The 25,711-nt window shown below is 39.1% G+C and carries 19 protein-coding genes; 4 read left to right on the top strand and 15 right to left on the bottom strand.

All coding sequences use genetic code 11. The annotated features are described in order from the left end of the window. From lpxK to prfC, 9 genes are all read right to left on the bottom strand, one after another. The gene (gene lpxK / locus J3U42_RS05355; RefSeq protein WP_267328761.1) at window positions 1-1,008 is read right to left on the bottom strand and encodes a tetraacyldisaccharide 4'-kinase; all 1,008 of its coding nucleotides are present in this window, start codon (window positions 1,006-1,008) and stop codon (window positions 1-3) included. Window positions 1,009-1,103: 95 nt separating this feature from the next. Then, window positions 1,104-3,413, bottom strand: a complete 2,310-nt coding sequence (locus tag J3U42_RS05360) for a DNA internalization-related competence protein ComEC/Rec2 (protein ID WP_267335874.1) — start codon at window positions 3,411-3,413, stop codon at window positions 1,104-1,106. A 287-nt stretch (window positions 3,414-3,700) separates the two neighbouring features. Next, window positions 3,701-3,991, bottom strand: coding sequence for an integration host factor subunit beta (ihfB, locus tag J3U42_RS05365; protein ID WP_220219286.1), 291 nt, complete (start codon window positions 3,989-3,991; stop codon window positions 3,701-3,703). A 98-nt stretch (window positions 3,992-4,089) separates the two neighbouring features. Further along, the gene (gene rpsA / locus J3U42_RS05370; RefSeq protein WP_220219285.1) at window positions 4,090-5,772 is read right to left on the bottom strand and encodes a 30S ribosomal protein S1; all 1,683 of its coding nucleotides are present in this window, start codon (window positions 5,770-5,772) and stop codon (window positions 4,090-4,092) included. 113 nt (window positions 5,773-5,885) lie between these two features. Then, window positions 5,886-6,566: a (d)CMP kinase gene (gene cmk / locus J3U42_RS05375; RefSeq protein WP_220219284.1), complete on the bottom strand. Its 681-nt coding sequence runs from the start codon at window positions 6,564-6,566 to the stop codon at window positions 5,886-5,888. 1 nt (window position 6,567) lies between these two features. Then, window positions 6,568-7,848, bottom strand: coding sequence for a 3-phosphoshikimate 1-carboxyvinyltransferase (gene aroA, locus J3U42_RS05380; protein WP_267335875.1), 1,281 nt, complete (start codon window positions 7,846-7,848; stop codon window positions 6,568-6,570). Between the two features lie 31 nt (window positions 7,849-7,879). Next, window positions 7,880-8,752, bottom strand: coding sequence for a helix-turn-helix domain-containing protein (locus J3U42_RS05385; RefSeq protein WP_220219282.1), 873 nt, complete (start codon window positions 8,750-8,752; stop codon window positions 7,880-7,882). Window positions 8,753-8,852: 100 nt separating this feature from the next. Next, complete coding sequence (gene ptrA / locus J3U42_RS05390) at window positions 8,853-11,732, bottom strand: pitrilysin (RefSeq protein ID WP_267335876.1); 2,880 nt, start codon at window positions 11,730-11,732, stop codon at window positions 8,853-8,855. Window positions 11,733-12,050: 318 nt separating this feature from the next. Further along, the gene (prfC, locus tag J3U42_RS05395; RefSeq protein ID WP_220219280.1) at window positions 12,051-13,643 is read right to left on the bottom strand and encodes a peptide chain release factor 3; all 1,593 of its coding nucleotides are present in this window, start codon (window positions 13,641-13,643) and stop codon (window positions 12,051-12,053) included. A gap of 205 nt (window positions 13,644-13,848) precedes the next feature. Between prfC and ilvY the strand changes: the two genes are divergently transcribed. Further along, window positions 13,849-14,751, top strand: a complete 903-nt coding sequence (ilvY, locus tag J3U42_RS05400) for an HTH-type transcriptional activator IlvY (RefSeq protein WP_220219279.1) — start codon at window positions 13,849-13,851, stop codon at window positions 14,749-14,751. Between the two features lie 65 nt (window positions 14,752-14,816). Beyond that, window positions 14,817-16,910, top strand: a complete 2,094-nt coding sequence (locus tag J3U42_RS05405; protein WP_267335877.1) for a 3-hydroxybutyrate oligomer hydrolase family protein — start codon at window positions 14,817-14,819, stop codon at window positions 16,908-16,910. A 70-nt stretch (window positions 16,911-16,980) separates the two neighbouring features. Here J3U42_RS05405 and J3U42_RS05410 read toward each other — a convergent pair whose 3' ends face one another. The 3 genes from J3U42_RS05410 to fsa form a co-directional block, all read right to left on the bottom strand. Next, entirely contained in the window at window positions 16,981-17,565 is a 585-nt protein-coding gene (locus J3U42_RS05410; protein WP_267335878.1) for an ACP phosphodiesterase, read from the bottom strand. Window positions 17,566-17,580: 15 nt separating this feature from the next. Then, window positions 17,581-18,369 (bottom strand): siderophore-interacting protein, encoded by a 789-nt coding sequence (locus tag J3U42_RS05415; protein ID WP_267335879.1) that lies wholly within the window; start codon window positions 18,367-18,369, stop codon window positions 17,581-17,583. Window positions 18,370-18,518: 149 nt separating this feature from the next. Then, entirely contained in the window at window positions 18,519-19,181 is a 663-nt protein-coding gene (gene fsa / locus J3U42_RS05420) for a fructose-6-phosphate aldolase (protein ID WP_267335880.1), read from the bottom strand. Between the two features lie 259 nt (window positions 19,182-19,440). Between fsa and J3U42_RS05425 the strand changes: the two genes are divergently transcribed. Further along, window positions 19,441-20,307, top strand: a complete 867-nt coding sequence (locus J3U42_RS05425; RefSeq protein ID WP_267335881.1) for a helix-turn-helix domain-containing protein — start codon at window positions 19,441-19,443, stop codon at window positions 20,305-20,307. A gap of 1,026 nt (window positions 20,308-21,333) precedes the next feature. Here the strand turns inward: J3U42_RS05425 and J3U42_RS05430 are convergent. After that, window positions 21,334-21,471 carry a hypothetical protein gene (locus J3U42_RS05430; protein WP_267328752.1) on the bottom strand — a complete coding sequence of 46 codons (138 nt, stop codon included), beginning with the start codon at window positions 21,469-21,471 and terminating at the stop codon, window positions 21,334-21,336. On the opposite strand from J3U42_RS05430, the gene J3U42_RS05435 reads away from it, so the two are divergent. After that, window positions 21,470-22,888 (top strand): sodium:proton antiporter, encoded by a 1,419-nt coding sequence (locus J3U42_RS05435; RefSeq protein WP_267335882.1) that lies wholly within the window; start codon window positions 21,470-21,472, stop codon window positions 22,886-22,888. The two genes, J3U42_RS05430 and J3U42_RS05435, sit on opposite strands and share 2 nt — an antisense overlap. Before the next feature lie 225 nt (window positions 22,889-23,113). Here the strand turns inward: J3U42_RS05435 and J3U42_RS05440 are convergent, their stop codons facing one another. Both J3U42_RS05440 and J3U42_RS05445 read right to left on the bottom strand, forming a co-directional pair. Then, a complete protein-coding gene (locus J3U42_RS05440) occupies window positions 23,114-24,298 on the bottom strand; it encodes a carbohydrate porin (RefSeq protein ID WP_220219271.1) in 1,185 nt (394 codons plus the stop codon). Window positions 24,299-24,335: 37 nt separating this feature from the next. Beyond that, window positions 24,336-25,691, bottom strand: a complete 1,356-nt coding sequence (locus J3U42_RS05445; RefSeq protein ID WP_267335883.1) for an MFS transporter — start codon at window positions 25,689-25,691, stop codon at window positions 24,336-24,338. Window positions 25,692-25,711: the final 20 nt, after the last annotated feature.

A 25,711-nucleotide genomic window follows, 5' to 3' on the forward strand; every position in this document is an offset into this window, starting at 1 on the left:
TTACTCTCTGTTAAGTTTTATATCTTCTAATAGGGAATAGATTTGCTCAATCGCTTTGGCGGGGATAACCGCATCTATCGGCAGATACCACCAATTTGGTAAAGCAAATTGCTGACATTTTACCGCATCTTTTTCCGTCATTAATAACGTTTGTTGCTTGTTTGCGATATCAGCTAGTGAAGATAAAGTAAAATGTTGATGATCGGCAAAAGCTTCAGTTTTCACTAAATCGGCATTCATTTGCTTAAGCATATCAAAAAAACGTTGCGGATGACTAATTCCAGCAATGGCGCAAATATGAGTTAGTGAAGATAAGGCTTTTTTCTCTTGCGTCAGCAAATTCACCGCATACAGCGGGGTTAATTGCATGGTGTAAGTTTTAGTCGGATATTGCTGCGCTATTTGATTGCCACCTTCGCCATTTAACACAATTAAATCTACCGACTTTAACCGATTTTTGCGCTCTCTCATTGGGCCAGCCGGGATCCACCAACCATTGCCAAATAGGCGTTTAGCATCGATAACCACAACTTCAATATCACGCCCTAAGGCATAGTGTTGTAAGCCGTCATCGGTTAAAATCACATCTAATTTATAGCGATTTAATAACGCTTGCACCGCTTCCACCCGTTTCGGCGATACCGCAATCGGCACTTGAGTACGTTGATAAATCAGTACCGGTTCATCCCCAGCTTGGTCAGTGGTGATGTAGTGATCTAAGATGAGTGGATAGCTTTGAGCCTTTCCGCCATAGCCTCTTGAAACCACGCCAACTTGTAAACCTTTAGCCTTTAATGCTTCAATTAAAGCAACCACCAGCGGGGTTTTACCGTTCCCACCTACTGACAAGTTGCCAATTACCATAATTGGCACAGGTGACTTCCACGACTTTAACCAGCCAATTTGATACAATTTCCGACGCACAAAAGCAATCAAACCATACAATAAAGAAAATGGTATCAGTAACCAATAAAGTTTATTTTTACCATACCATATTTTTTCAATCATCTTTTATTATCACTTAATGATGTTAATGAAACCTGTTTTACGATTTTACCTATGTTAACTGTTTAAGGCTTTCATCGTTATTGATAGCAAGTATTTTACTCATAAATCGGTAAACTACCAAACCAATCATGATACCATTTTGGGTTTATTTGTCCCCGCATTGTTTTCATTTGCCAGGTCGAATTATTAAAAAATAGACTAATTTGCCCGGTTTTAGCTGTTACATGATAATCTAATTTTAATGTCTTATATCGTTCTGTCACTTTATCAGACGGCAATTTCCATCCATTATAGCGAGAAGTCGATACGAACGAGAGTTTAGGGTTGATGTGATACAAAAAAGGATAACTTGACGAAGTATTGCTGCCATGGTGTGGCGTTTGCAAAAAGGTCGAGGCTAGCTTATGACGATAGTTCAAGACTAATTGATACTCCTGTTTTCGCTCTAAATCGCCGGTTAACAGAACTGAAAATTGACCGTCGGTAACTTGTACAACACAAGAATCTTGATTTTGGGCATTGTCTACCAATTTTGTTGGCCATAGCACGTTAAATGTTAGGTTTTGCCAGCTAAAACTATTCCCCGCTAAACATGGGTACCGATTGGCTAACTGGTTAGAACTGCTCATTAACCATGCTTTAGGGTATCGGCGGGTGATGAACGCTAATCCTCCTATATGGTCATTATGTTGATGACTGATAATAATGCCCTCAACTGTTAATCGATGCCGCTGTAAAAAAGGGATGATAACGCGCTCAGCTGCTGAGCCAGTTTGCCACTGTGCGCCGGTATCATATAAAATAGCACCTCGCCCGTCATGAATAACTATCGCCAAGCCATGCCCCACATCCAGCATATCGAGCCGCCACTGATAATTAATCGGTTGCAATAAAGGACAAGCAAGCATTAGCAGAATAATGCCAACGGTAAGATTAAACCGGCGCCAACATTCGGTGCGAATAACAATCACCAGCAGCCAACCACTAACGCTGAGCAGATAAAAATCAGCCGGCACCGTCAACCACCCCAGATTGAATTGCGCTAAACCGTAAAATAATCCGCTTAGCGATGTTTCAGCAACATACCACCACCATAATGCCAAATGAAATAAATCAAAAATACTGGCTAATAATGCGATTAAAATAGCAGGAAACGTGACTAAAGTTATACAAGGTATCGCCAGTAAATTGGTTAACAATGAAATCACACTTATCCCTTGAAAAATCAACAGTTGCATTGGCAATAACAAAACCGTTAAGCCGAACTGCAAATGCAATAATCGAAATAGATAGTAACGCTTTTTACGTCGGCTAAATTTAGGTAACGGCAGCCATTGAGATAGGAAAATTAAGCAAATCACTGCATAGCAAGATAGCCAAAAGCTTTCGGATAAAATCATAAAAGGATCAAACACTAATAATATTGCGATAATCCGATTTACCTTTTGCCATGAGGTTAAATGATAACACCTATAGCGCAGGTAGATCCAAATCGTCAACGCCAATATGGCTCGTAATGCCGGAGGATTAAGCCCGGTAAGCCATGCATAAAATAGCGCCCCACCCCATGCAACTAATGAAATCACAATGATATTATTTCCCCGTTGAGGAATAACAAACGTCATCAGTTTGATAATAAAAAAGCTAAAGTAAAACACGATTAAAATATGCATTCCCGATATCGCCATTAAATGGGCAATACCGGTTTGCATCATCATTAATCGCTGCTGCTCAACCAACTGTGAGCGATCACTCAATACCAAAGCGAGTAAAATCCCCCGATAACTAAATAGATTAATATAGGGCAATGCCCTGTCTGCTACCGTTTGTCTGAGAGACAATTTATCGTCTAATAAATTGGCATTAATTAATTTAGCCGTTAATAAATTTTTGTTTGCCATAGCAAAACGCTGGCTATCAAATCCACCTTCATTTAAATAACCATGTACAACTCGAGTTTTAACGGTCAATTGCCAGATCTGTCCGGCTTTGGGTGTTAACCGATCGCTCCACAGCACAGATAACGGAAAAGTGGAGGATAAGTCACTATCGGCAATATCAATCACCGAAAATTTTATGTAATACGCTGAGCGCTCTGCGGAATCCAAATGAGTATCAATGGTGTCAACTTGAGCGGTCACAACCAGAGTTTTATCGATATAAGGCTCAATACTATTTAAATATTGATTGGCATATTGGGTAGACCATAAAAAGCCTAAACCTAAAACATTAATAGCTAGCAGGACATTGCCCATTTTAATAAGCCTAAACAAGCTTAAGATCACCAGTAGTGATCCGATTAAGTACCACTGTTTATCAGAAGGCAGTGATGCTAAGAACATTAAGGGTAAGCAACCGACTGAAAACATGATTGCGATTAAATCAATTGAATAACTTTGCCGCATAAGCAGTGAATAACTTATTGTATAAAACGATAATCTTAATTTGTCAGCGCCTTAGTAAAATTGACAGTAGAAGTAAATGGGAGCGATGTTCCAACTTTTTTTAACAAGTTGCAGGTTTGGCTGGGTAAATTTGAGGGGATTGAGTCTTAGCTATTCGGTTATTAATCAAGGAAAGATAAACACTAAGAAACACAAAAGGGATTTGTAGGAAATTGCCATTCAAATAATCAGAAAATAAAAGCCTTTGATGTTAATCAAAGGCTTTTTTAACACAAGAGTGTAAAGTATTATGCTTTTGCAGCATTATTTACGCGTTCACGTAATTCTTTACCCGGTTTGAAGTGAGGAATATATTTATGTTTAACATCAACATTCCCACCTGTTCTTGGGTTTCTTGCTTTACGTGGAGCACGGTAATTTAAACTAAAACTACCAAAGCCTCGAATTTCAACACGATCGTTACTTTCCATAGCTAATGCGATCTGCTCGATGATATCTCTAACAGCATCATCAACTAGTTGCACAGGAAGGTGTGCCCGCCAGTTGACTATTTTTTCTGCTAAATCGGATCTGTTCATGGTCACTCCTAATTTGTTTATGTGGCTTAGAACTTTTACATTTTATACCACAAAAGAAAAAGAGGGCAAGCCCTCTTTACTCTTTGCATAAATATTTTTTACTCAGTTTTTGATGCAGCTTTGAATGCTTCAGCCATTGCATTAGTAAATGAAGCATCTTCTTGTGTTGCAGTGTTATTTACCGCAGCAAGCGCTTCTTTTTCGTCAGCTTCATCTTTAGCACGTACAGATAAAGAAATTGCACGAGTTTTACGATCGATGTTAACGATTTTAGCTTCAACTTCATCGCCAACTTTTAATGCTGTAGTTGCATCTTCGATACGTTCACGAGCAATATCTTGTGCTTTTAAGTAGCCTTCGATACCGTCAGCAATTTCAACTGTTGCACCTTTAGCATCAACTGCCGTTACTTTACCTTTAACAATTGTGCCTTTTTTGTAGTTAGAAGCGAAGCTGCTAAATGGATCATCTTCAAGTTGTTTGATACCTAAAGAGATACGTTCACGCTCAGCATCAACTTGTAGTACAACTGCTTCAATATCATCACCTTTCTTATAAGCTTTAACTGCTTCTTCACCTGGCATATTCCAAGAGATATCTGAAAGATGAACTAAACCGTCAATACCACCATCTAAACCGATGAAGATACCGAAATCAGTGATAGATTTGATCTTACCGCTAACTTTATCACCTTTGTTGTGTGATTCAGCAAATTGTAACCATGGGTTTGGTTTACATTGTTTAAGACCTAGAGAAATACGACGACGTTCTTCATCAATTTCAAGTACTACAACTTCAACCACATCACCTAAGCTTACAACTTTAGATGGGTGGATGTTTTTGTTAGTCCAATCCATTTCAGAAACGTGTACTAAACCTTCAACACCAGTTTCGATTTCTACGAAACAACCGTAATCAGTTAAGTTAGTCACTTTACCAGTTACTTTAGTGCCTTCTGGGTAACGTTTAGCAATTGATACCCATGGATCTTCGCCTAATTGTTTTAAGCCAAGTGATACACGTGAACGGTCTTTATCAAATTTAAGAACTTTAACAAGTAATTCTTGACCCACTTCAACCACTTCACTTGGGTGTTTAACACGTTTCCACGCCATATCAGTGATATGAAGTAAACCATCAACCCCACCAAGATCAACGAATGCACCGTAATCAGTAAGATTTTTGATAATACCTTTAACTTCAGAACCTTCTTGTAGATTTTCAAGAAGTTGTTCTCTTTCTGCGCTATTTTCAGATTCGATTACCGCACGACGTGATACAACAACGTTGTTGCGTTTTTGATCTAATTTAATAACTTTTAATTCGATTTCTTTATTTTCGATATGAGAAGTATCGCGTAATGGGCGAACATCAACAAGCGAACCTGGAAGGAACGCACGCACGCCATTAAGATCAACCGTAAAGCCACCTTTAACTTTACCATTGATAACACCTAAAACTGTTGCAGCATCTTCAACTGCTTTTTCTAATGTCAGCCACGCTTCATGGCGTTTAGCTTTTTCACGAGATAGAATTGTTTCACCAAAGCCGTCTTCAATTGAGTCAAGTACAACGTCAACAACGTCGCCAACTTGAACTTCTAATTCGCCTTGGGCATTTTTAAACTGCTCTACTGGAATGGCGGATTCAGATTTTAAACCAGCATCAACTAAAACAACATCTTTGTCGATTGCAACGACAGTACCACGGATCATATTACCAGAACGAGTGTCTAGTTGATTTAAAGACTCTTCAAAGAGTTGAGCAAAAGATTCAGTCATATTTATATACTTAAGTTAAAATTAACGTCCACATCACTTCATGTTTTGTGGGGTTGTTTATGATACTCCACCTATATCCTTATAATGGAGCTATGTTCACACTGTAAGATCGTTTACAATGCAAGTTTTTCGTTTATATACGTAATAGATTGATTGAAAACATCTTGAATAGAAAGCGATGTAGTATCAATTATTAGTGCATCTATTGCCGGTTTTAATGGCGCAACAGCCCGATTACGATCACGCTGGTCACGCGCAGTGATTTCCTGCAAAATTTCGGCGAATTTAGCATGATTTTGCTTATCTTGCAACTGTTTCATCCTTCTTTCTGCTCTTGATTGAGCACTTGCATCAAGAAAAATTTTAACCGGGGCATCAGTAAAAACCACTGTACCCATATCTCGACCGTCGGCAACCAGACCCGGCGCCTGTCTAAAATCCCGTTGCCGCTGTAATAGAGCTTGTCTGACTTCCTCAATGGCTGCCACTTGCGAAGCGGCACCACCGGTTTGTTCAGTGCGAATCTCTTTTGATACATCAAGCCCATTTAAAAGCACTTTGACTTCATTACCCGTGCTGTCAAAGGTTAACGGTAATGTTAACGCTAGTTGAGCAAGTGAACGTTTGTCATCTAGTGCAATATTTTGTTTAAGTGCCGACAGCGCTAATACCCGATAAATCGCACCGGAATCTAACAGATGCCATTTGAAGTGATTGGCTAACGCTTGGCATAAGGTGCCCTTTCCAACACCACTTGGACCATCAACAGCGATAACAGGGATGATTTTATTCATATTAATATTCGCTCAATCGTTTAAATTGTTCAAAATAATCAGGGAATGTTTTCATTGTGCATTTTGGGTCTAAAATTGTCACAGGGGTATCGGATAACGCCACTAACGAAAAGCACATTGCCATACGATGATCATTATAAGTTTTAATTTCAGCATGCGTTAAAGATTTAGGCGGCACAATAGTGATATAATCATGACCTTCTTCAACTTCTGCCCCAACTTTACGTAGTTCGGTTGACATGGCAGATAAGCGATCAGTTTCTTTAACTCGCCAGTTATAAATATTGCGGATAGTGGTTGCCCCTTTGGCAAAAAGCGCTGTGGTAGCAATAGTCATTGCTGCATCGGGAATATGGTTCATATCCATATCAATACCATTAAGCTCATTACAACTACACTCAATATAATCATCCGCCCACGTCACTTTAGCGCCCATTTTTTCTAATACATGGGCAAATTGAGTATCGCCTTGTAGGCTCTTTTTACCAATACCGGTGACCCGCACCGTTCCGCCTTTTATTGCAGCGGCGGCGAGGAAGTAAGAAGCGGATGACGCATCACCTTCAACTAAATACTGACCGGGTGATTGATATGTTTGATTACCTTTGATAACAAATTTTTGATAGTTATTATTTGTTACTGTTACCCCAAAAATCGCCATCATTTTAATTGTAATATCAATGTAAGGTTTGGATACTAACTCGCCTTTAATGGTAATTTCAGTATCATTTGGCGCCAACGGTGCAGCCATTAATAACGCCGTTAAAAATTGACTGGAAACAGAGCCGTCAACTTCAATACTGCCGCCGCTAAAACCACCGTGGATATGCAGTGGTGGGTAGCCTTCATTTTCCAGATAATCAATTTTGGCGCCACCTTGACGTAGTGCATCAACCAGATGACCGATTGGACGCTCTTTCATACGTGGTTCGCCAGTGAGAATAATATTATTCTCCGCTAAACATAACGCCGCTGTAAGTGGGCGCATAGCTGTGCCGGCATTGCCTAAAAACAGCTCTAATGCTTCACCGGAATGCAATTTACCGCCAATGCCTTGAATATCACAAATCGTTCGGTCATGGGATAATTGAAAGTTAACCTTTAATGCCGATAACGCATCAAGCATATAACGTACATCATCACTATCAAGTAAGTTGGTTAAACGGGTGTTGCCTTTGCTCAAAGCAGATAGTAATAACGCACGATTTGATACGCTTTTAGAACCGGGCAGATTGATCGTGCCACTGAATTTTTTTATGGGCTGTAATGTTAAAGATAACATAATGACTCTCTTAAATATCTTGGATAATTCTTTAAAATTTTTCTAAGGTCGCTTTCAATAGATCGATAGCCTGTTGATCTTTAGCGCTATCTTGCCACAACTTATCAAATAATAAACGATAACGTTTAATTGCATCATAAGATGAAGTAATGGAAGCAATACCAGTTGTCACATTTGGCAATTCACCTAACCGAAACGGGCTTATCGCCAGCGATATCGGATTATCGTTTTGATAAAAGATTTGAAAGGTGATCGACGGTATAGCATGCTGCGTAATAGCAATAGTTGGCGCATAAGATTGCTGTTCTAGTAAAGCAATGAGATGATAAACTTCTTCACGAGCTAATAACATCCTTTCTGACTTTCTACCCGGCGAAAGATTTAAATTGCCAACCAAACCAATATGTAAAAATCGTTCCACATTGCGTAAGCTAATTAAATTAATTACCTTCGGTACAGATTGATAAAACTGAGTTTTACGATCTTTTAGTATCGATAATGTGGTGGCATATTTTTGCAAATCAAGGGTTTGACTTGATTCGCCTAACATCATAGTTAAATGAGAAAGATAGTTTGGCGACGTCAATAAAAATGAGAAAGGATCAAAATGGGAGTAAATATGGGTTGATTGCTCTTCTAACTGGCGCATCCGTTCGAAAAAACCTTCGCCACTGGAGTAATACTCAGTATCTATCCCCAGTAAACTTGCTAAAGAAGTCTGTAATAAATTGGCCAGACGCTCTAAGGTTTCGATCTTAACAATTTCACCTTTTTCAAGCCGATATACCGCCGCTCTTGATATTCTGAGACTTTCAGCCACATCTTCAGCACGAAGAGAGGCGGCAATACGATAAGCTCGTAGACGCTGCCCAATAGCACAATAATCAATCGATCCAGTAATCATATTTCACTCAAACTATTTGAATTTTGGCAGTGTATCACAAGGTGATAACATTGCCAATTTTAAGCGAAGATGTTTCAGATTTTATCTGCGTTTGGGCTGATTACTCCATTAAGGCTTTTTGTAGTGCTGCGGCATTTTCATATTCAGTAAATTCCTTAATCGCAACTTTAGGTTTAGCTGCATCGTTACTGTTACCCAGTACTTGTGAGGCTAACACAAAGCCATTTGGTTCAATAATCGAATGTCGATAAAAATCGATTAAATCTTGCTGAGTCACCTTTTTCAATAGCTCAATTCTTTTATTTCTAGAATCGAAGGTAAATCGGGAGTTTCGATAATCTGATGAATAAAGATTAAGCTCTTCTTCCAGTGTTTGCGGTGGCATAGTCAGTTCATCGAGCACCGCTTTTTTGTATTGCTCGATATCCTGCGTTGTTAAGGCTTCTAACTTACTTAACATAGTCGGATATAACGCTTGATAACGTTTAAGCAAATAAGCGGTATCATACTGATTGCTTTGTACAATAAAACCTAATCCTAACGAATCGCCTACATAGACCGGAACGGCAAAAACCGCATAACCGAGTTGCTCATTAGTTCGTAACTGGTCATAAAACCATGGGGCAATAATTTTCGAGAGTGTATAACTTAAAATGCCGCTATTAATGCGATCATAACCCGCAGGAATATAACTCATTAATAAAGCATTATCAGAGCTTTTCGCTTGCTGAGTGATTTGCGCAAGTAATGGCTTTTTAATGACCAAATTGCTAAACGGCGTAAATTCGACATCTCCCGCTAAATCTTTTTGAATGGAATGATAAAGATCAAGTGAGTCTTGATTAGACAAATTGCCTAAACTGAGCATATAGAGCACTGAACGAGTCATCAACATATCACGGTAAGCGATAATGTCCTCGCGAGTGATATTTTGCGTGATTTGGCGCTGTTCACTACGCTCAATATAATGTGGCAAATCCGATAGCCCATTTAATGGTTCAACCGCTAATCTTAAACTTCTGACGTGATCTAATTTATCTAACTTTTCAAGATACCATGATTTAGCTAACGCTAGGCTCTGATCATCAATGGTCACATTTCGATATCGATTAACAATGGTGGTCACCATTTCGGGTAAGTGCTGACTAAAACCGCTGGCTTTAATTAACAAACCGTTATCATAATCGGTTGATAATGACATGCCCGCCACACTGGCTTGAAATTGCAACTGATCCAAATCACGACCGACAATATAATCTAACAGATCAAAAGCGACATCCGATTTAGCATCGCTAAATGCCTGATTGTTACGTAATGAAAGCAAAATAGCCGCTTTAGGCTCGTTGGCAAAATATTTGCTGGCAAAATGGATAAAGTTACCACGTTTGCTAAATTCAGCCGGTAGTACTTGAGCGCTATTATTTTCAGAAATTGAGAAATCGTCCGGAATATAAGTATTTAATGCTGGTAAACTAAACGTATAGTGCGCACCTAAAGTTGCCCATTGTGATTTTTGCTCATCGGTAATATTTTTAATCTTATAAGGCGCATCTAAAAAATAGGCCGTTTTATCGGTAGATTGATTCGGTGAAATCACCCAAAGTCTTAAGTTATCCGGCGTTAAAGTCTGTAATCGTTGCGCAATAGCAGATTTATCAAATCGCTCAGCGATATAATCCGAATTTAACACGTGCGCTGTCGGATAGACCAGCATTTGATCCGATAGCCATTCCACATAAGACATATCACGTTCAATTGTTTGATATTTAAACTGCAATGCTAAAACTTTTTTCAGTTCATCATAATAGACCTGCGAAATTCCCTCTTTTTGGATTAAGTGCAAATAGTTAAAAATCGCGCCGATGACTTCATCTTTTTGTAAAAGACCTTCATCGGTCAAACTGACATTGATACTAAAAATACCACTATTACCAAATCGGGTAGGATCAAAAGAGGTATTGATACCTTCAATCAAGCCCTGTTTTTGTAACTGGGCAGAAAGGGTATTTGGGCTACTATTACTGACTAAATAGGCGATATACTCATCACTTTTATCAGCAAATTCGGCCAAATTGTTTTCCATAGGAAACTGTAACAGCAGCAATTTTTTCGGTTGTGCCGGCACCATGTCAATCTGTTTACTTACGCTATCAGATGTCATAGCCGATACATCAACTCGTGGGGCGATAATATTTTTATTGGGAATACGACCAAAGGTCTCTTTGGCTATCTTAGATAATTGGCTCATATCTTGGCTACTGTAGATGATGCCGACCATAATATTTGCCGAATAGTAATTATCATGAAAGCCAACTAATGCAGTTTGCAATTTACTGTTGCCTTTATCACTTAATGTTTCTAAATTTCCGCCAGAAAATTGCGCAGACGGATGAAGAGGATTAATGGTTTCTGCATTCACCTGCTCTATTCTAAATCCGTCGTTCGAACGCCCCATTGTCATTTCCGCATTGACGGCGTTTCGCTCTTTATCGGCAAATTTAGGATCTAAGTTTGGCTCAGCAATGGCGTCAGCCAAATAGTCTAAGGCTTTATCAAACGCACTATTTTCAACCTCAAAATAAAATGCAGTGCGGTTTGCTGTTGTGCTGGCATTGTATTTACCGGCATGGCGATTTAAGAATTCAGAAAAACTCGCCGGCTGTGGGTATTTTTTTGAGCCCATTAATACCATATGTTCGGTATAATGCGCTAGACCTTGTTGATCCTTCGGATCTTGCAATGAGCCAACCGGCAATGCTAAAGAACCCAGCGATTTTACCGCTTTAGGATCGGAAACGAGCAATACTCGCATTTTATTATCAAGTTCAATAACTTGATATTGGCGATCATCGCGTTCACTTTGTTGTACTTTTTCGTATGATATTGATTTTGTCATATTTTTATCTACAGCAAAGGCGGTATTAAAACTCATAACGCTTAATACCGTAATAACTATCAGGTTAAATTTCATCTTATCCATACCCGTTTTTATCCAAAAAAACCATTATATGTCGAACTTATTAAATAAAGCTAAAAGAAAATACCTATACATAAAGTTATAGCAACTTATGTGGAACGTATTGATAACTATTTGATGATTTTTTAATTTGCTTTAGATGCTGACAGGTAACAAACTGATTAAAGTCAATCAAATCATCATTTAAGGAAGGTAAAAACGTAATGAGTGTATCACAGATAACCAATAATACAAATTAACTAAAACAATATAATAAAAAAAGAGCTGAACAGATCAGCTCTCATTTGGAAGTAGTGTGTAAGTTACTGGTTTAAGCGTAAATTAATGTTCACGAGTTTTTCTAAATTCAATATCCGGATAACGCTCTTGAGTCAGATTTAAATTGACCATACTTGGCGCAATATATGACAAGTTGTCGCCACCGTCTAATGCCAGATTTTGTTCACATTTACGCTTGAACTCTTCTAATTTCTTCGCATCGGCGCACTCAACCCAACGAGCGGTGGTGACATTCACTGGCTCATAAATGGCTTCAACGTTATATTCTGATTTTAAGCGAGCAACCACCACATCAAATTGCAGTACCCCAACTGCGCCAACAATTAAATCGTTATTAGCAATTGGACGGAAAACCTGCACCGCACCTTCTTCAGATAATTGCACTAGCCCTTTTAATAACTGTTTCTGTTTTAATGGATCTTTTAAGCGGATACGGCGAAATAGTTCCGGAGCAAAATTAGGAATACCGGTAAATTTAAGATCTTCCCCTTGAGTAAACGTGTCACCGATTTGAATGGTACCATGATTGTGTAAACCAATAATATCACCGGCATAAGCTTGCTCAACATGATCACGATCGCCGGCCATAAACGTTAATGCATCAGAGATATTGACATCTTTAGCAATACGAACATGACGTAGTTTCATGCCCTTTTCATATTTACCCGACACAATGCGCATAAATGCTACCCGATCACGATGTTTAGGATCCATATTCGCTTGAATCTTAAACACAAAACCGGTAAATTTTTCCTCGCTTGCTTTGACTTCACGTTTATCCGTTTGCCGAGGTTGTGGCGCCGGTGCCCAAGCAGTTAAACCGTCGAGCATATGATCAACGCCAAAATTACCTAATGCGGTACCAAAGAAGACCGGAGTTAAATCGCCGGATAAAAACGCCTCTAAATCGAACTCATTTGATGCACCTTGCACCAGTTCAAGTTCATCCCGCAATTGCTGAGCTAAATCCTCGCCAACCGCTGAATCTAGCTCAGGATTAGCTAATCCTTTGATTATGCGTACTTCTTGAATAGTGTGACCTTGACCGGATTGGTAAAGATAGGTTTCATCTTTCGCTAAATGATAGACACCTTTAAATAATTTACCACAACCTATCGGCCAGGTAATCGGAGCACACATAATGTTGAGTTCACTTTCAACCTCATCGAGCAGTTCCATAGGATCACGAATATCACGGTCAAGTTTATTCATAAAAGTGAGAATCGGTGTATTACGTAATCGGGTCACTTCCATAAGTTTACGGGTACGATCCTCAACCCCTTTTGCCGCATCAATTACCATTAAACAGCTATCAACAGCGGTTAAGGTTCGATAAGTATCTTCAGAAAAGTCTTCGTGTCCAGGGGTATCAAGTAAATTGACTAAACAGTCATTATAGGGAAATTGCATTACTGAAGTTGTAATTGAAATCCCACGCTGTTTTTCCATTTCCATCCAATCAGATTTAGCATGCTGCGCATTAGCACCTCGACCTTTTACCGTTCCGGCAGTTTGGATAGCGTGACCGAATAACAACACCTTTTCCGTAATGGTGGTTTTACCCGCATCCGGGTGAGAGATGATCGCAAATGTGCGACGAGTATTTACTTGATCTAAATAAGCTTGTTCTGTCATAAAGTTTACTGTGTCAACCAACAAAAAATAATCGGCTATTTTAACAGGTATCGCTATACATTGCTATTTAAGTTGTTTATCTTATTTGCCTTATTACGCTATCTATGCATAATAATTGCATTACAAGAAAATCATCCATTAGCATCACTGTGTTGACAAGATGTTTCAGATTTACCTAACGTTTTAGTATAAAACGGAATAAACAATGAATATTCGTGACTTAAAGTTATACTTACATTTATGTGAAACTTGCCATTTTGGTATGACCGCTGACGCTATGCACGTTAGCCCTTCGACCTTATCCAGACAGATTCAACGGTTGGAAGAGCACTTTGGTCATCCGCTGTTTATTCGTGATAACCGTCAAGTACAAATTACCGCTGAGGGTGAAAAAGTTAAACGTTATGCTCAGCAAATGATTAACTTACATCAGCAACTTAGACTTGAATTAGATCAAAGTAAACATCAGCTAGTGGGTGAACTGACACTTTTTTGCTCAGTCACCGCCGCCTATAGCCATTTACCCGAAATCCTCGATAGATTTCGTATTAACTACCCTTTAGTGGAAATTAAATTATCAACCGGTGATGCGGCGGATGCAGTTGAAAAAATACAATCCAACCAAGCTGATTTAGCCATTGCCGGTAAACCAAAACAACTACCGTCCGGAGTTGAATTTTTAAAATTTGGTGAAATAGACATGGTGCTACTTATCCCGAAACTCAATAGTTCATTTAGCGATAAGCTTCATCAAAAAGTCCCCGACTGGCATCACATTCCGTTTATTTTACCGGAACATGGGCCCAGTCGGCACCGCATTGACTTATGGTTTAAACAGCAAAAAATTACCAGCCCCAAAATCTATGCGACTGTCTCAGGCCATGAAGCCATTGTCTCTATGGTCGCGTTAGGTTGTGGCGTGGCACTGTTACCGAAAGTGGTTATGGATAATAGCCCGGAAAGAGTCAGAGAACGAATCATCGAATGGTCAACCAATTTAATGGAACCTTTTGATATAGGCATCTGTGTGCAAAAAAGGCGGTTATCTGAAAAGATTATTGCAGCCTTTTGGGCACTTTGTAACTTAAATTTACCACAAAATCAGTAAAATATTGTGTATAATTAATAGATTGAATCCCTTAATAGATGTAAAAAGGATAGGATATAATAGTAATGAACTTACCAATAAAAAAGATAAAAACAAAAACGATTGCATCATTAATATTTTTCTCATTTGTTGCCAATCCCGTTCTTGCCGACACTGAATCAAATTACCATAGAGATTTTAGCCATAAAAATATTCCGGGAAATCCAATTCCAGGCGGTCTGACCATTAACAGTGTAAATTACTATGACGGTGACAGTGATGACTTAGTCACAGGCGGAATTGGCTTTACTGCATTAACGCAATCTTATAATGCCCCAACCTTTGCCGATCCAACTAATCCAACCACCCAAGAGCTGAGACAAGCGAAACTCAATCGATTTATTGATGCTAAAACTGCAGAAGGCTCGCTATTTGGTTTCCAACGTGAAAAATTAACGCCACTATTTGACGGTAAAATCGCCGGAAGTGAAATATTAGCGACCTATCATGTCAATGAAAGAGTTGGCATGTTATTACAAATTCCGCTGGATTTTGATAAAAACAATCCATGTATCGTTGCAGTGCCCGCCACCGACTCAGACGGGCTATATAATGCCAAAGATGTGCAAATCCGTGGGCTTTGGGGATTACGCCATAACTGTGCAGTTGTCTATAACGATAAAGGATTAGGTAATGGTGTTTATGATATTACCACCGGACAAGGCTTTACAGTGGACGGTAAAACCGATAAAGACAATATCTTATTTCAACCCCAAATTAGTAATCATGAAAGTTATATTAAAAACTATCCAAATCGTTACGCAATAAAACAACTTCACTCCAAAATGAACCCGGAACAGCGTTGGGGTGAATATGTTATCAAATCGATTGAATTTGCATTTTATGAACTCAATAATTTATACCCGAGTAAGAAATGGATCTCATTTCATAAAGATAACACCATTGTTTTAGTTTATGCTGCCGGTGACGGAGCGGGCGCCGCATTAAAAGCCGGCGAATTAGATCGCAATAATATTATTAATGGGATTGTCGCTGTCAATCCTCAAATACAACCGTCAATTGATAACAACCAATTAATTATTCAAAAAGGAAATAAAACCAAATCGCTGATGCCAAAATCCTTGATCGACTATAGCACACAAGCAGCGCTATATATTCCTTGTGCCATATCCGCTATCAAACCAAGTAAATTCGATGATAATGTACCTTATGCATCAAAATACCTCTATTCGCTTAATCGCTGTGAAGCATTAAAAAAAGCCGGTTTACTTAAACAAGGCACGCCGGAAGAAGCGTTGAAACAGCTTGAGCCATACGGATTTACAGCAGATTTAAACTACCAGCTACCCTATTTTTACTATACCGAATCAATCGGCTTTCCTTATCAATATATCAGCGCCTATGGTCGATATGATGTGACTGAAAACATGTGCGATTATTCGGTCGCAAGTACCCAACAAAGCCCAATCATGTATCAAGGCAAAGTTGAAGCGTTACAAGCAATCCCATTTGAACAAATATGGGGTCTGTCCAATGGACACTTGCCGGTTTGGAATGGAGATGATGCCACTATTTTAGATCTGGTAGAAAACAAAGATCTCTTATCACCTCGTCGTGAGTTTTATTCCCAAACAGAGACCCAAGGAAAAATTGATTATGGTACCAAAGGAGCAATTTGCTTACGGGAAAAAATAAACGATCCAAGAGTCATCAATGGGCATAAGCAAGTGTTAGCTACGGGTGATTTACGCAATAAAAAAACGATTATTGTGCATGGTGCCAATAATGTTAAACAGTTACCAAATGACACCTCACGTGCATATGTGGCTTTAAATAGTAAGATTGAAGGACCGGCATCACAACTGCGTTATATTGAAGTTGAAAACGCCGGTTATTTAGACGGTACCGCACCATTTGATAATACATTGCTTGCGATAGATTACTATGGTGAAGATGCCATGGAGTGGTTATGGTCTAACGTGACCTCAGACAATAAAACAGCTTTGCCGGAAAACCAATTAGTTCGAGCCAAAGCCCGAGGGGGTAATTCTGGCCATGCGCCACAAGCCACATCCAAAAATCTAGTCCCTATTTTACAAACGCCGGACTCAAAAGATTTGATCAAAATAGAAAACGGGAAGATAACACTTCCAAATTAAGCGACCATGACATCACGCTTTGCTATCGGTTTTACTCAGCTTTATTGAGCTTAGACCGATAGCATTAAATTTAACTGACTGACAATAGCTTAACATGGTCACACATTTTCGGATAAAGCTGAAAAAATAGCGAGGCTAATGCATCATAGTGTTGACCAATATCGATAATGGTGTCTTGCAGACTTGCTAATTTTGGTCTTCTTGACGCCATGCCAGTTAATACCTGCGCAACAAAATCGAGCGACGCATAATTTACCAACCACTCCCCTCGCCACATTGCATGCATAAAATGTTGATATTCACTAGGATAGGCACTGATAGAGGGTTGTATCTGCTGTTTAGCATATTGATTAAACTCCGACACACTGATACTAAGCCCATATTTTGCCCAATATTTTGATAAAAAATGGTCCCAGACAATATCCAGAGCAATTGGCGCTACACGCCGATGCGGCGAGCAAAAGAGTTGTTTGGCTTGTTGCACTTCCGGCAAGCTATCAATCAGGCTATCAATTTTTCGATGCAGAATAATGCCGTCAGCAATCGTTTTAGGATACGCCAAATAGGGATCACCTTTGACAAAATCGGCAACGGTATTACCAATTAACGAACTATTAGCCAAGGTGGCTAAATGTAAGTGGGCTAAAATATTCATTACGTAAATGACGGATTAATCACGATGTTTAAACTCCCCTTCCGCATAACCTTCTCGCCAATAGCTGATAATATGTATCGCATCCGGTGATAAATCACGATATATATCTTTAAGCGTTTGCCGCATAAGCCGAGCTAAATTGCACTCCATGCCCCCCCAAAAAAACAGATCAGAACTATTGGGGATATTAGCACCTTTTATCGCTTCGATAAACTCATCGGGTTGATGAGAATTAGCCACCAACCAAGTGACTTTAAAATCAGCGCTGAAAGACAAGGGCAAAATATCACTTTTATCATTCACCGCTAAAAAAGCCTGCACTTTCGCTTGAGCGGGTAAATTTTCCAATGTGTAGCTAATAGCTGGCACGGCTGACACATCACCAATTAAAACTAAATTTTGTTGATGATAAGCAAGTTTACTTGCTGCACCAACAAGACCAATCTGATCCCCCGCTTTAGCCTGCTGAGCCCAAACCGATGCCAGCCCGGTTGGGTGAATGACAAAGTCGATCACTAATTGGTTAGTGACAGCATCATAATGGCGGATACTATAGCTACGGGCAAGTTTACGGATCTTATCGTTAACAACAATCTTATTATTTTCATCTAGCTTAGGAAAAGTAATCTCACCTGTTGTCGGTTCGGCAAATAGCAATTTGACATGCGGGCAAATCCATAAAGGGTCCACTCCCAGCGGTTTTTCACAACGAAAATGGAGTCGTAAATAACTTTTTGATAGCTGTTCAACCTTCAATACCGTTAAAAGCGCATTGACGATAGTCCTTGTAGAAGATTTTGGCATAACGGGCATTCCTTATTTTCAGTTAATCAACTTGATTTAACTATCATACCCCAAATTCATTCGATAAGATGCTATCTTTTTAATCGGAAAATTAGATAAGCCCATTTAACGCTGTAAGCAGTTAAATAGGCTATATCTCATGATAAACATCAATAAGTTAAGGCGCCAAAAGCTTTACACCAATCCTGATCAAATTTGGCGATAGCCGCATCAACAGCGGGATCGGAAATAAACAGCTCAGCGACATCGACCGGCAAAGTAACGCCTTGACAGCCGGCTAACAGACAATCTAACGCCTGTCTTGGTGTTCGGAAACTGGCCGCCAAAACGATTGACTCCGGGCAATGCAAATCCAGCAGTTTTTGCAGTTCCTGCACGGTATCTTTGCTGTTTCCGCCCTGTGCATCGATTCGGTTAACGTAAGGAGCAATATATTTTGCCCCAGCTAATGCCGCCAAAAAGCCCTGCCCGGCGCCGTAAACAGCCGTGCCTAATGTTGCAATTCCTTGCTCGCTTAACGCCTTAATCGCTTTTAAACCTTCGGCATTGACCGGAATTTTTGTCACAATATTAGGCACCACTTTTCTGAGCTGCTCTGCTTCTTTTATCATTGCTTTAGCATCACTTGAAAGTACTTGAGCAAACAGCACTTTATCGGTGCCTAACAGATCTTGTAGCTCAGTTAACAGCTCAAAAATTGGCTTACCTGATTTTGCTACAATGCTGGGATTGGTGGTTACCCCTTTTATCGGTAAAATTGCGGCTAAACGTTTAATCGCATCAACATCTGCGGTATCTAAATATAATTCCATGCGTCACTCCTAATTACTATTTTTCTCATTAGTCAATGGATAGTGAGCATGGTAAAAAATAGTGAACTGTTAGCCTAGATGACAATGTTGATCTTTACTGGATTTTTGTACGCTCAATGAAAAATTGCGATCTAGATCACACAATAAATTAAACGGTAAAATAGCGCCAATGAAAATCGTTTTTTATCGTTTTTAATCAAGATAACAAAATTATATAATTGTCATTATTCATTGCTTGATTCATTTACGGTTTAGCCATATGAAGAAAGATATCAATCAAATATTAGCTGATTATGTCAATTGCGCACAGCAAATCAAACATCGCTACTTTGCCAATAAAGCGCAAGCGAAACCTTTACACGCTTACCAAACCGAAGTGCCGAAAATTGAGATCGTATTAGCGGGCAAACTTTTGATACAGTGGGCAGATAATGACGGCAATAGAATTGAAAAAACCTTATCGACTGACGATCTGCTCTATATTACCGCACATAGTTGGTATAAACCGTTAAAGACCAGTGCCTGCACCAGCTTAAGTATTTTGTATGATAAACAACAAATTTGCTTGAGTTTAACCCGTTGGGACGGCAGCAATGCAGAGCCTTATAGCCAAATTACTCTGCCCAGACGAGGCCCCCGCATCGGCACTTTTATCCTGCAATCACTGGCAGAGCTAACCTGGCATAATCAACCGTCTGTACAAAATCAAACCGCCTATTTTCTGATTCAAAGCTTACTGAGCGATACATTAGATTTACTCAATGCCGATGTAAAAACTAGCTCCAAAACAACCAGCTTATTTCAGGCGATTCGAAGCTATATTGATAGCCATTTTCGCGAAGATATCAGCCGTGATGTGCTGGCAAATTTATTTTATATTTCGCCCAACTATCTATCTCACTTATTTCAACGGGAAGGAAAAATGGGATTGAATGAATATCTTAACTATATTCGATTAGAATATGCTAAATCGCTGCTTAAAGAGTATGATCTCAATATCAAAGAGGTCGCTTTAGCATCGGGATTTAAAGACAGTAACTATTTTTGCCGAATTTTCCGAAAACAGACCGAACGCTCACCAACCGAATACCGACGCCAATATCACAGCAAATTATTGCAAAAATAGTTGTCTTTTCACTTCGCTATTTTTGCTACGTTCGTCGGTATCCTACTAAATAGTTAAGCTGTGTTTTACCTTGTTGGTATTGACGCTTATCACAATTGTTCAGCAACCAATCGAAGCAATGTAATTGCTTGAATTAAGCTAGCAAAGGTGAAAGCAGTTTAAGCAATCAAATAAGAAAATTAAAATTGCTGTTGGTAATTCTTGTCAAGAAGTTTCAGAAAATACCCACGTTTTAGCAAAATACCCGCCAACCTAAGCTAACAACTTGTTTGAATTAAACTAACAATGGCGAAAGCAGTTTAGGCAATCAAGCAAGAAAATTAACTTGTTGCTGATAAATCTTGTCAAGAAGCTTCAGAAAATACCTACGTTTTAGCAAAAATGAAAGCAGTTTAAGCAATCATGCAAGAAACCTTAAATTGCCGTTGTTAAATCTCGCCAAGAAGTTTCAGATAATACCCTCGTTTTAGCAAAAAGAATACTTACCAACCTAGCAAATAACTTGTTTGAATTAAGCCAGCAAAAGCAAAAGCAGTTTAAGCAATCAAGCAAGAAAATTAAAATTGCTGTTGGTAATTCTTGTCAAGAAGTTTCAGAAAATATAGGCGTTTCAGTATAAAGAATACTTAACAGCCTAAGCAAACAATTTGCTTGAAGTAAGCTAGCAAAGATGAAAGTAGTTTAAGCAATCAAGCAAGAAACTTTAAATTGTCGTTGATAAATCTTGTCAAGAAGTTTCAGAAAATACCCACGTTTTAGCAAAAAGGATACCCGCCAACCTAGCAAATAACTTGTTTGAATTAAGCCAGCAAAAGCGAAAGCTGTTCAAGCAATCAAACAAGAAACTTTAAATTGTCGTTGATAAATCTTGTCAAGATGTTTCAGAAAATATAGATGTTTTAGTATAAAAATAGTGTTTTATGCTGTGAAGCCAATTAAAAGTAATAAATTACATCATGCCTGTATGATTAAATACTTAAACCACTGATAGCCGATTGGCACAATGATAAACAGGTTATATCGATTTTAATGGTGAGTGATTAAACAGCTCACAAGTTTACCTATCATTTGATCAACCGGCTCTTTTAGCTCACTGATAACTATTCGATAAATCAATTCGGATTTGTTATAATTTTGCCCTTTTAAGCCAATTGACAATGCCATGAAAAAGCCTATTTACCGCTCCTTGTTACCAATTATGTTATTACTGTTTATGCCATTTGATCTTTATGCGGCACAATTTAATGGCGATAGTTTGTCGTTATTTTGGGGCGTGCCGTTTATTGGTATTTTGTTGTCGATTGCTTTAATGCCACTTTTTTTACCGCAATTATGGCATCACCATTATGGTAAAATTATTTGCGGTTGGACGTTGCTATTTTTAGTTTCCGCACTGTTTTCATTCGGCCTTCAATCAACGATTTACTTAACCGCCCATGCCATATTAGAAGAGTATATTCCGTTTATTTTGTTACTGCTGGCACTGTTTACCGTGTCCGGTGGTATCTTAGTTAAAAGCCCGATGAAAAGTACCCCTAAATTCAATGTTGGCTTATTGGCGCTGGGCACTTTGCTAGCGTCGATCATGGGCACAACTGGGGCGGCTATGTTAATGATCCGTCCTTTAATTCGAGCCAATCGAGAACGCCAATATACCGTTCATACCGTTATCTTTTTTATCTTTCTTGTGGCAAATATTGGCGGCGGATTAACGCCATTAGGCGATCCGCCGTTGTTCATTGGTTTTTTAAAAGGTGTAAGCTTTAGTTGGACAGTTAAACATATGTTACTGCCGGTATGGCTAACTACAGCAATATTATTAGCGATTTATTATATGATTGATCGCCACTATTTTTGCCGGCAGTATGGCAAATTAGCAACGACGATGACCGCTAAAAGCAAAGAGCCAACGAAAGTTTATGGCATAAAAAATTTGCTGTTATTAGTGGCGATTATTGCTAATGTATTGGTTTCGGGCATCTGGCAATCGTCTATCAGTTTTACAATTTTAGGTGCCCATATCACACTGTCCAACTTAATACGGGATCTATTCTTTATTCTTATTACCCTTATTTCAATCCGCATCACGCCAAAGCAGGTGCGAGCGGGTAATGAGTTTAATTGGGATCCACTGATTGAAGTGGCAAAATTATTTATCGGCATTTTTATCACTATCGTTCCGATGCTGGCTATTTTACGGGCAGGCAATAACGGCGCTTTAGCTTCACTGGTTTCGCTGGTCAATACGTCACAAGGCGAGCCAATAAATGGAATGTATTTTTGGTTTACTGGGTTGCTTTCCGGCTTTTTAGATAATGCGCCGACTTATTTGGTCTTTTTCAACCTAGCCGGCGGCGATGCACCAATGTTAATGACCACGCTGACAAACACGCTGTTAGCCATATCAATGGGATCAGTATTTATGGGCGCACTGAGCTATATTGGTAATGCCCCTAATTTTATGGTGAAAAACATTGCCAGCCAAAACAACATCGCCATGCCCGGCTTTTTCGGTTATATGAAGTGGTCAGTGGCGATTTTAATACCAGTGTTTATCGTTAATCATCTGATATTTTTTTAATCAATCGGCATAATGGGTTAGTTTACGGCTATCACAGTTAAGCTAATCCATAGTTACTTGTTGGTGGGATCGAAATGTTAAATCCATAGGCAGCACGATCCTTTTCCGGTTTGCTTTGAATAAGCCCTTAAAACCAATCGTATGCTGCAAATTAAAGCATAAAGCAAGGCCGGTTTGATTATGACCTTGCTGTGTGAATTAATTGGTTAATTTAGTGAGATTTACTTAGAATAGATATTTAAATCGCAATCTTGCACCATAGCGATTATCGCTATCACCGCCTTGCTTTTTATCCCGATCAAGATGTGACCAATAAGTCCCTAGATAAAGATTAAAATTATCCATTTCCATCACATTTGGGATTAAATAAGAGGCGTTGATAGTATGTATTTTATATTTGCCTTTGGTCGATATCCCACTTTTATCTTTATAGTTAGGATTAAACGTTTTAATATCATTCGCGGCAAAAATATAACCCAGACCAATGTTATTCCAAACACCATTTAAGCCTGCGGTAAAATCTTTTTCTTGCTCAGCATCTAAATATGCCAAGCTGGAATTAATCAATAAGCCTTGCGCCGATTGATTAAAATCACCTTCACTGTTCCAGCTAAATGTTAAGCCATAGCCAGTACGTTTAGATTGATCTAACCATTTATCTTTAACTTCATCATAATAACGGTAAGCATTGCTCACAACATTATGCTCAACCGCCGCTGCTGCTGAAATGGTACCATTGTTGTAAGCGATAACCGGTCGTAAATAGACGACGTTTTTTTCTTTACGTAGTTTATAGCCATGGTAGGTACTATCGTTAAACAGCGTTGTACCGTCTTTTACCATTGAATTGATTTGAAAATTGAAATCGCCAAATTGTTTGGCTAACTCTAAAGCACCGCCGGTACTACTGCGCCCTCGTCCCTCTTTCATCATATAGATATAGCCAAATCCATCGCTATAGAGATCATTGGCGGTATTGCCCGAATATTCAATAAACGTATCTTGCCCTAATGGGAACATATCATAAGCTTCAAAGCGTCCGACTTTGATCTGCCAATCTTGTTTATGCCCAAAGAAGAAGCTTGCATCATCTAAATTCACTTTGCCACTTAAGTCAGCCAGTGGCTGAACGGAAAATCCGGCATAAGCATTATTTGCCAGCTCTCGTTTACCGTCTAAACCAATTAAGATTCGACCATTAATATCCCAACGATCGCCGTCTTTCGCATCAAAATCCTTTTTTGCCGTTGTTTTAAGCGAAGTTAATTGATGTTTTTTACTTGCCGCATCAATATTAAACTCAACATCACCATATAATTTTAGTGTGCCTTGCTCTGTCTGCCATTCGATTGCTGCTAAAGTTGATGCGGAATATAAACAACAGACGCCTACCATTATTTTTAACTTCATAGACCTTTCCTTATAGATTACTAAATAACATGTCCAACTATGATTTATCTGCATTAATTTGTCGTCTTGCTTCAAGCTCGTTACAAATTGAGGCATAAATATCATCGAGTTTGTAAAACCTACCGATCCAAAACATTGAGGCGATAATTAAAATTGCCGGGAGGTAGAGATAGCAAAGTTTGATCGCAAACAGTGCGCTTGGGGTTTGTACGGCATTGGCGGTATAGCCACCGGATGAAAGCAAAAAGCCGGTGATAGCGCCAGCACCCGCCATGGCGACTTTGCCTAAAAACCCGTTAATCGAGGTTAAAATGCCCGCAGTGTTAATACCGGTTTTCCATACACCATAATCAACCGGATCAGCTTGCATTGAAAAATAGATTGCTGTTCGTTGTCCGGCGCCAATGGATAACACTACCGCACCGACAATCAAACCGATTTGATTCACATCAAACACAATCATTATGCCCATACCGATAAGGTTGATTGTGCTGGAAAACAGATAGATATGACGTTTTTTCATATAGCTTGCTAACAGAGGGACGGTCAAGGTTCCGATTAATGGCACAAAGGTCGAAATACCGGCAATGACAGCAGTTAACTCCGGATTTTGCACATAATAGTTAAAATAGTAAACTAATGCGCCCATTTGCAAAAAGAATGCTCCCCACATCAAAAAGATGTTAAAGGCAAAAATCTTCCATGGTGTATTGTCCTTTAAACCCTGCCAAGCTCGAGCTAGCGTCATGCGCTCTTGTTTTATGGTGATCTTCTCTTCTACGTTTTTAAAACTAACAATTAAAAAGAAAGTGGCAATCACACCAAAGATAATGGCAGTATATAAAAAGCCCTGATTTTGATTACCCTGTCCTAAGCTTTTCACTAATGGAAGTGTCGCCACAGCGACAATGGTTGAGCCTAGTGATCCGAGCAGAATTCTTACTGATGAAAGAGTTGTACGTTCTAATGAATCAGCCGTTAAAAATGGCAACATCGCACAAAAAGGAATATTCACAACCGTATAGATAAATGACAGGCACAAATAGGTAATAAAGGCATAAATAAGCTTACCGGTTGTACCAAAATCCGGCACGTAAAAAGCCAATATACATAATAGTCCAAACGGCACGGCACCAATAAGAAGCCATGGACGGCAACGCCCCCAACGGGTTGAGGTGTTATCAATAACCAGCCCCATTAAGACATCGGCTACCCCGTCAACCAGACGAGTAACTAAGAACATAATACCGACATAGTAAGCAGGTAGCTCCATGACATCGGTATAGAAAAACATTAAATAGAGCGATATTAATTGCCAGACTAAATTACAAGAGAGATCGGCAATTCCGTAGCCTATACGTTGTCGCCATAATTTAAATACTGAACTGACCATGTTTGAATCCTTTTATCGAT

Source organism: Gilliamella sp. B2923, from assembly GCF_026536565.1.
In the GTDB taxonomy this organism is placed as follows: Bacteria; Pseudomonadota; Gammaproteobacteria; order Enterobacterales; family Orbaceae; genus Gilliamella.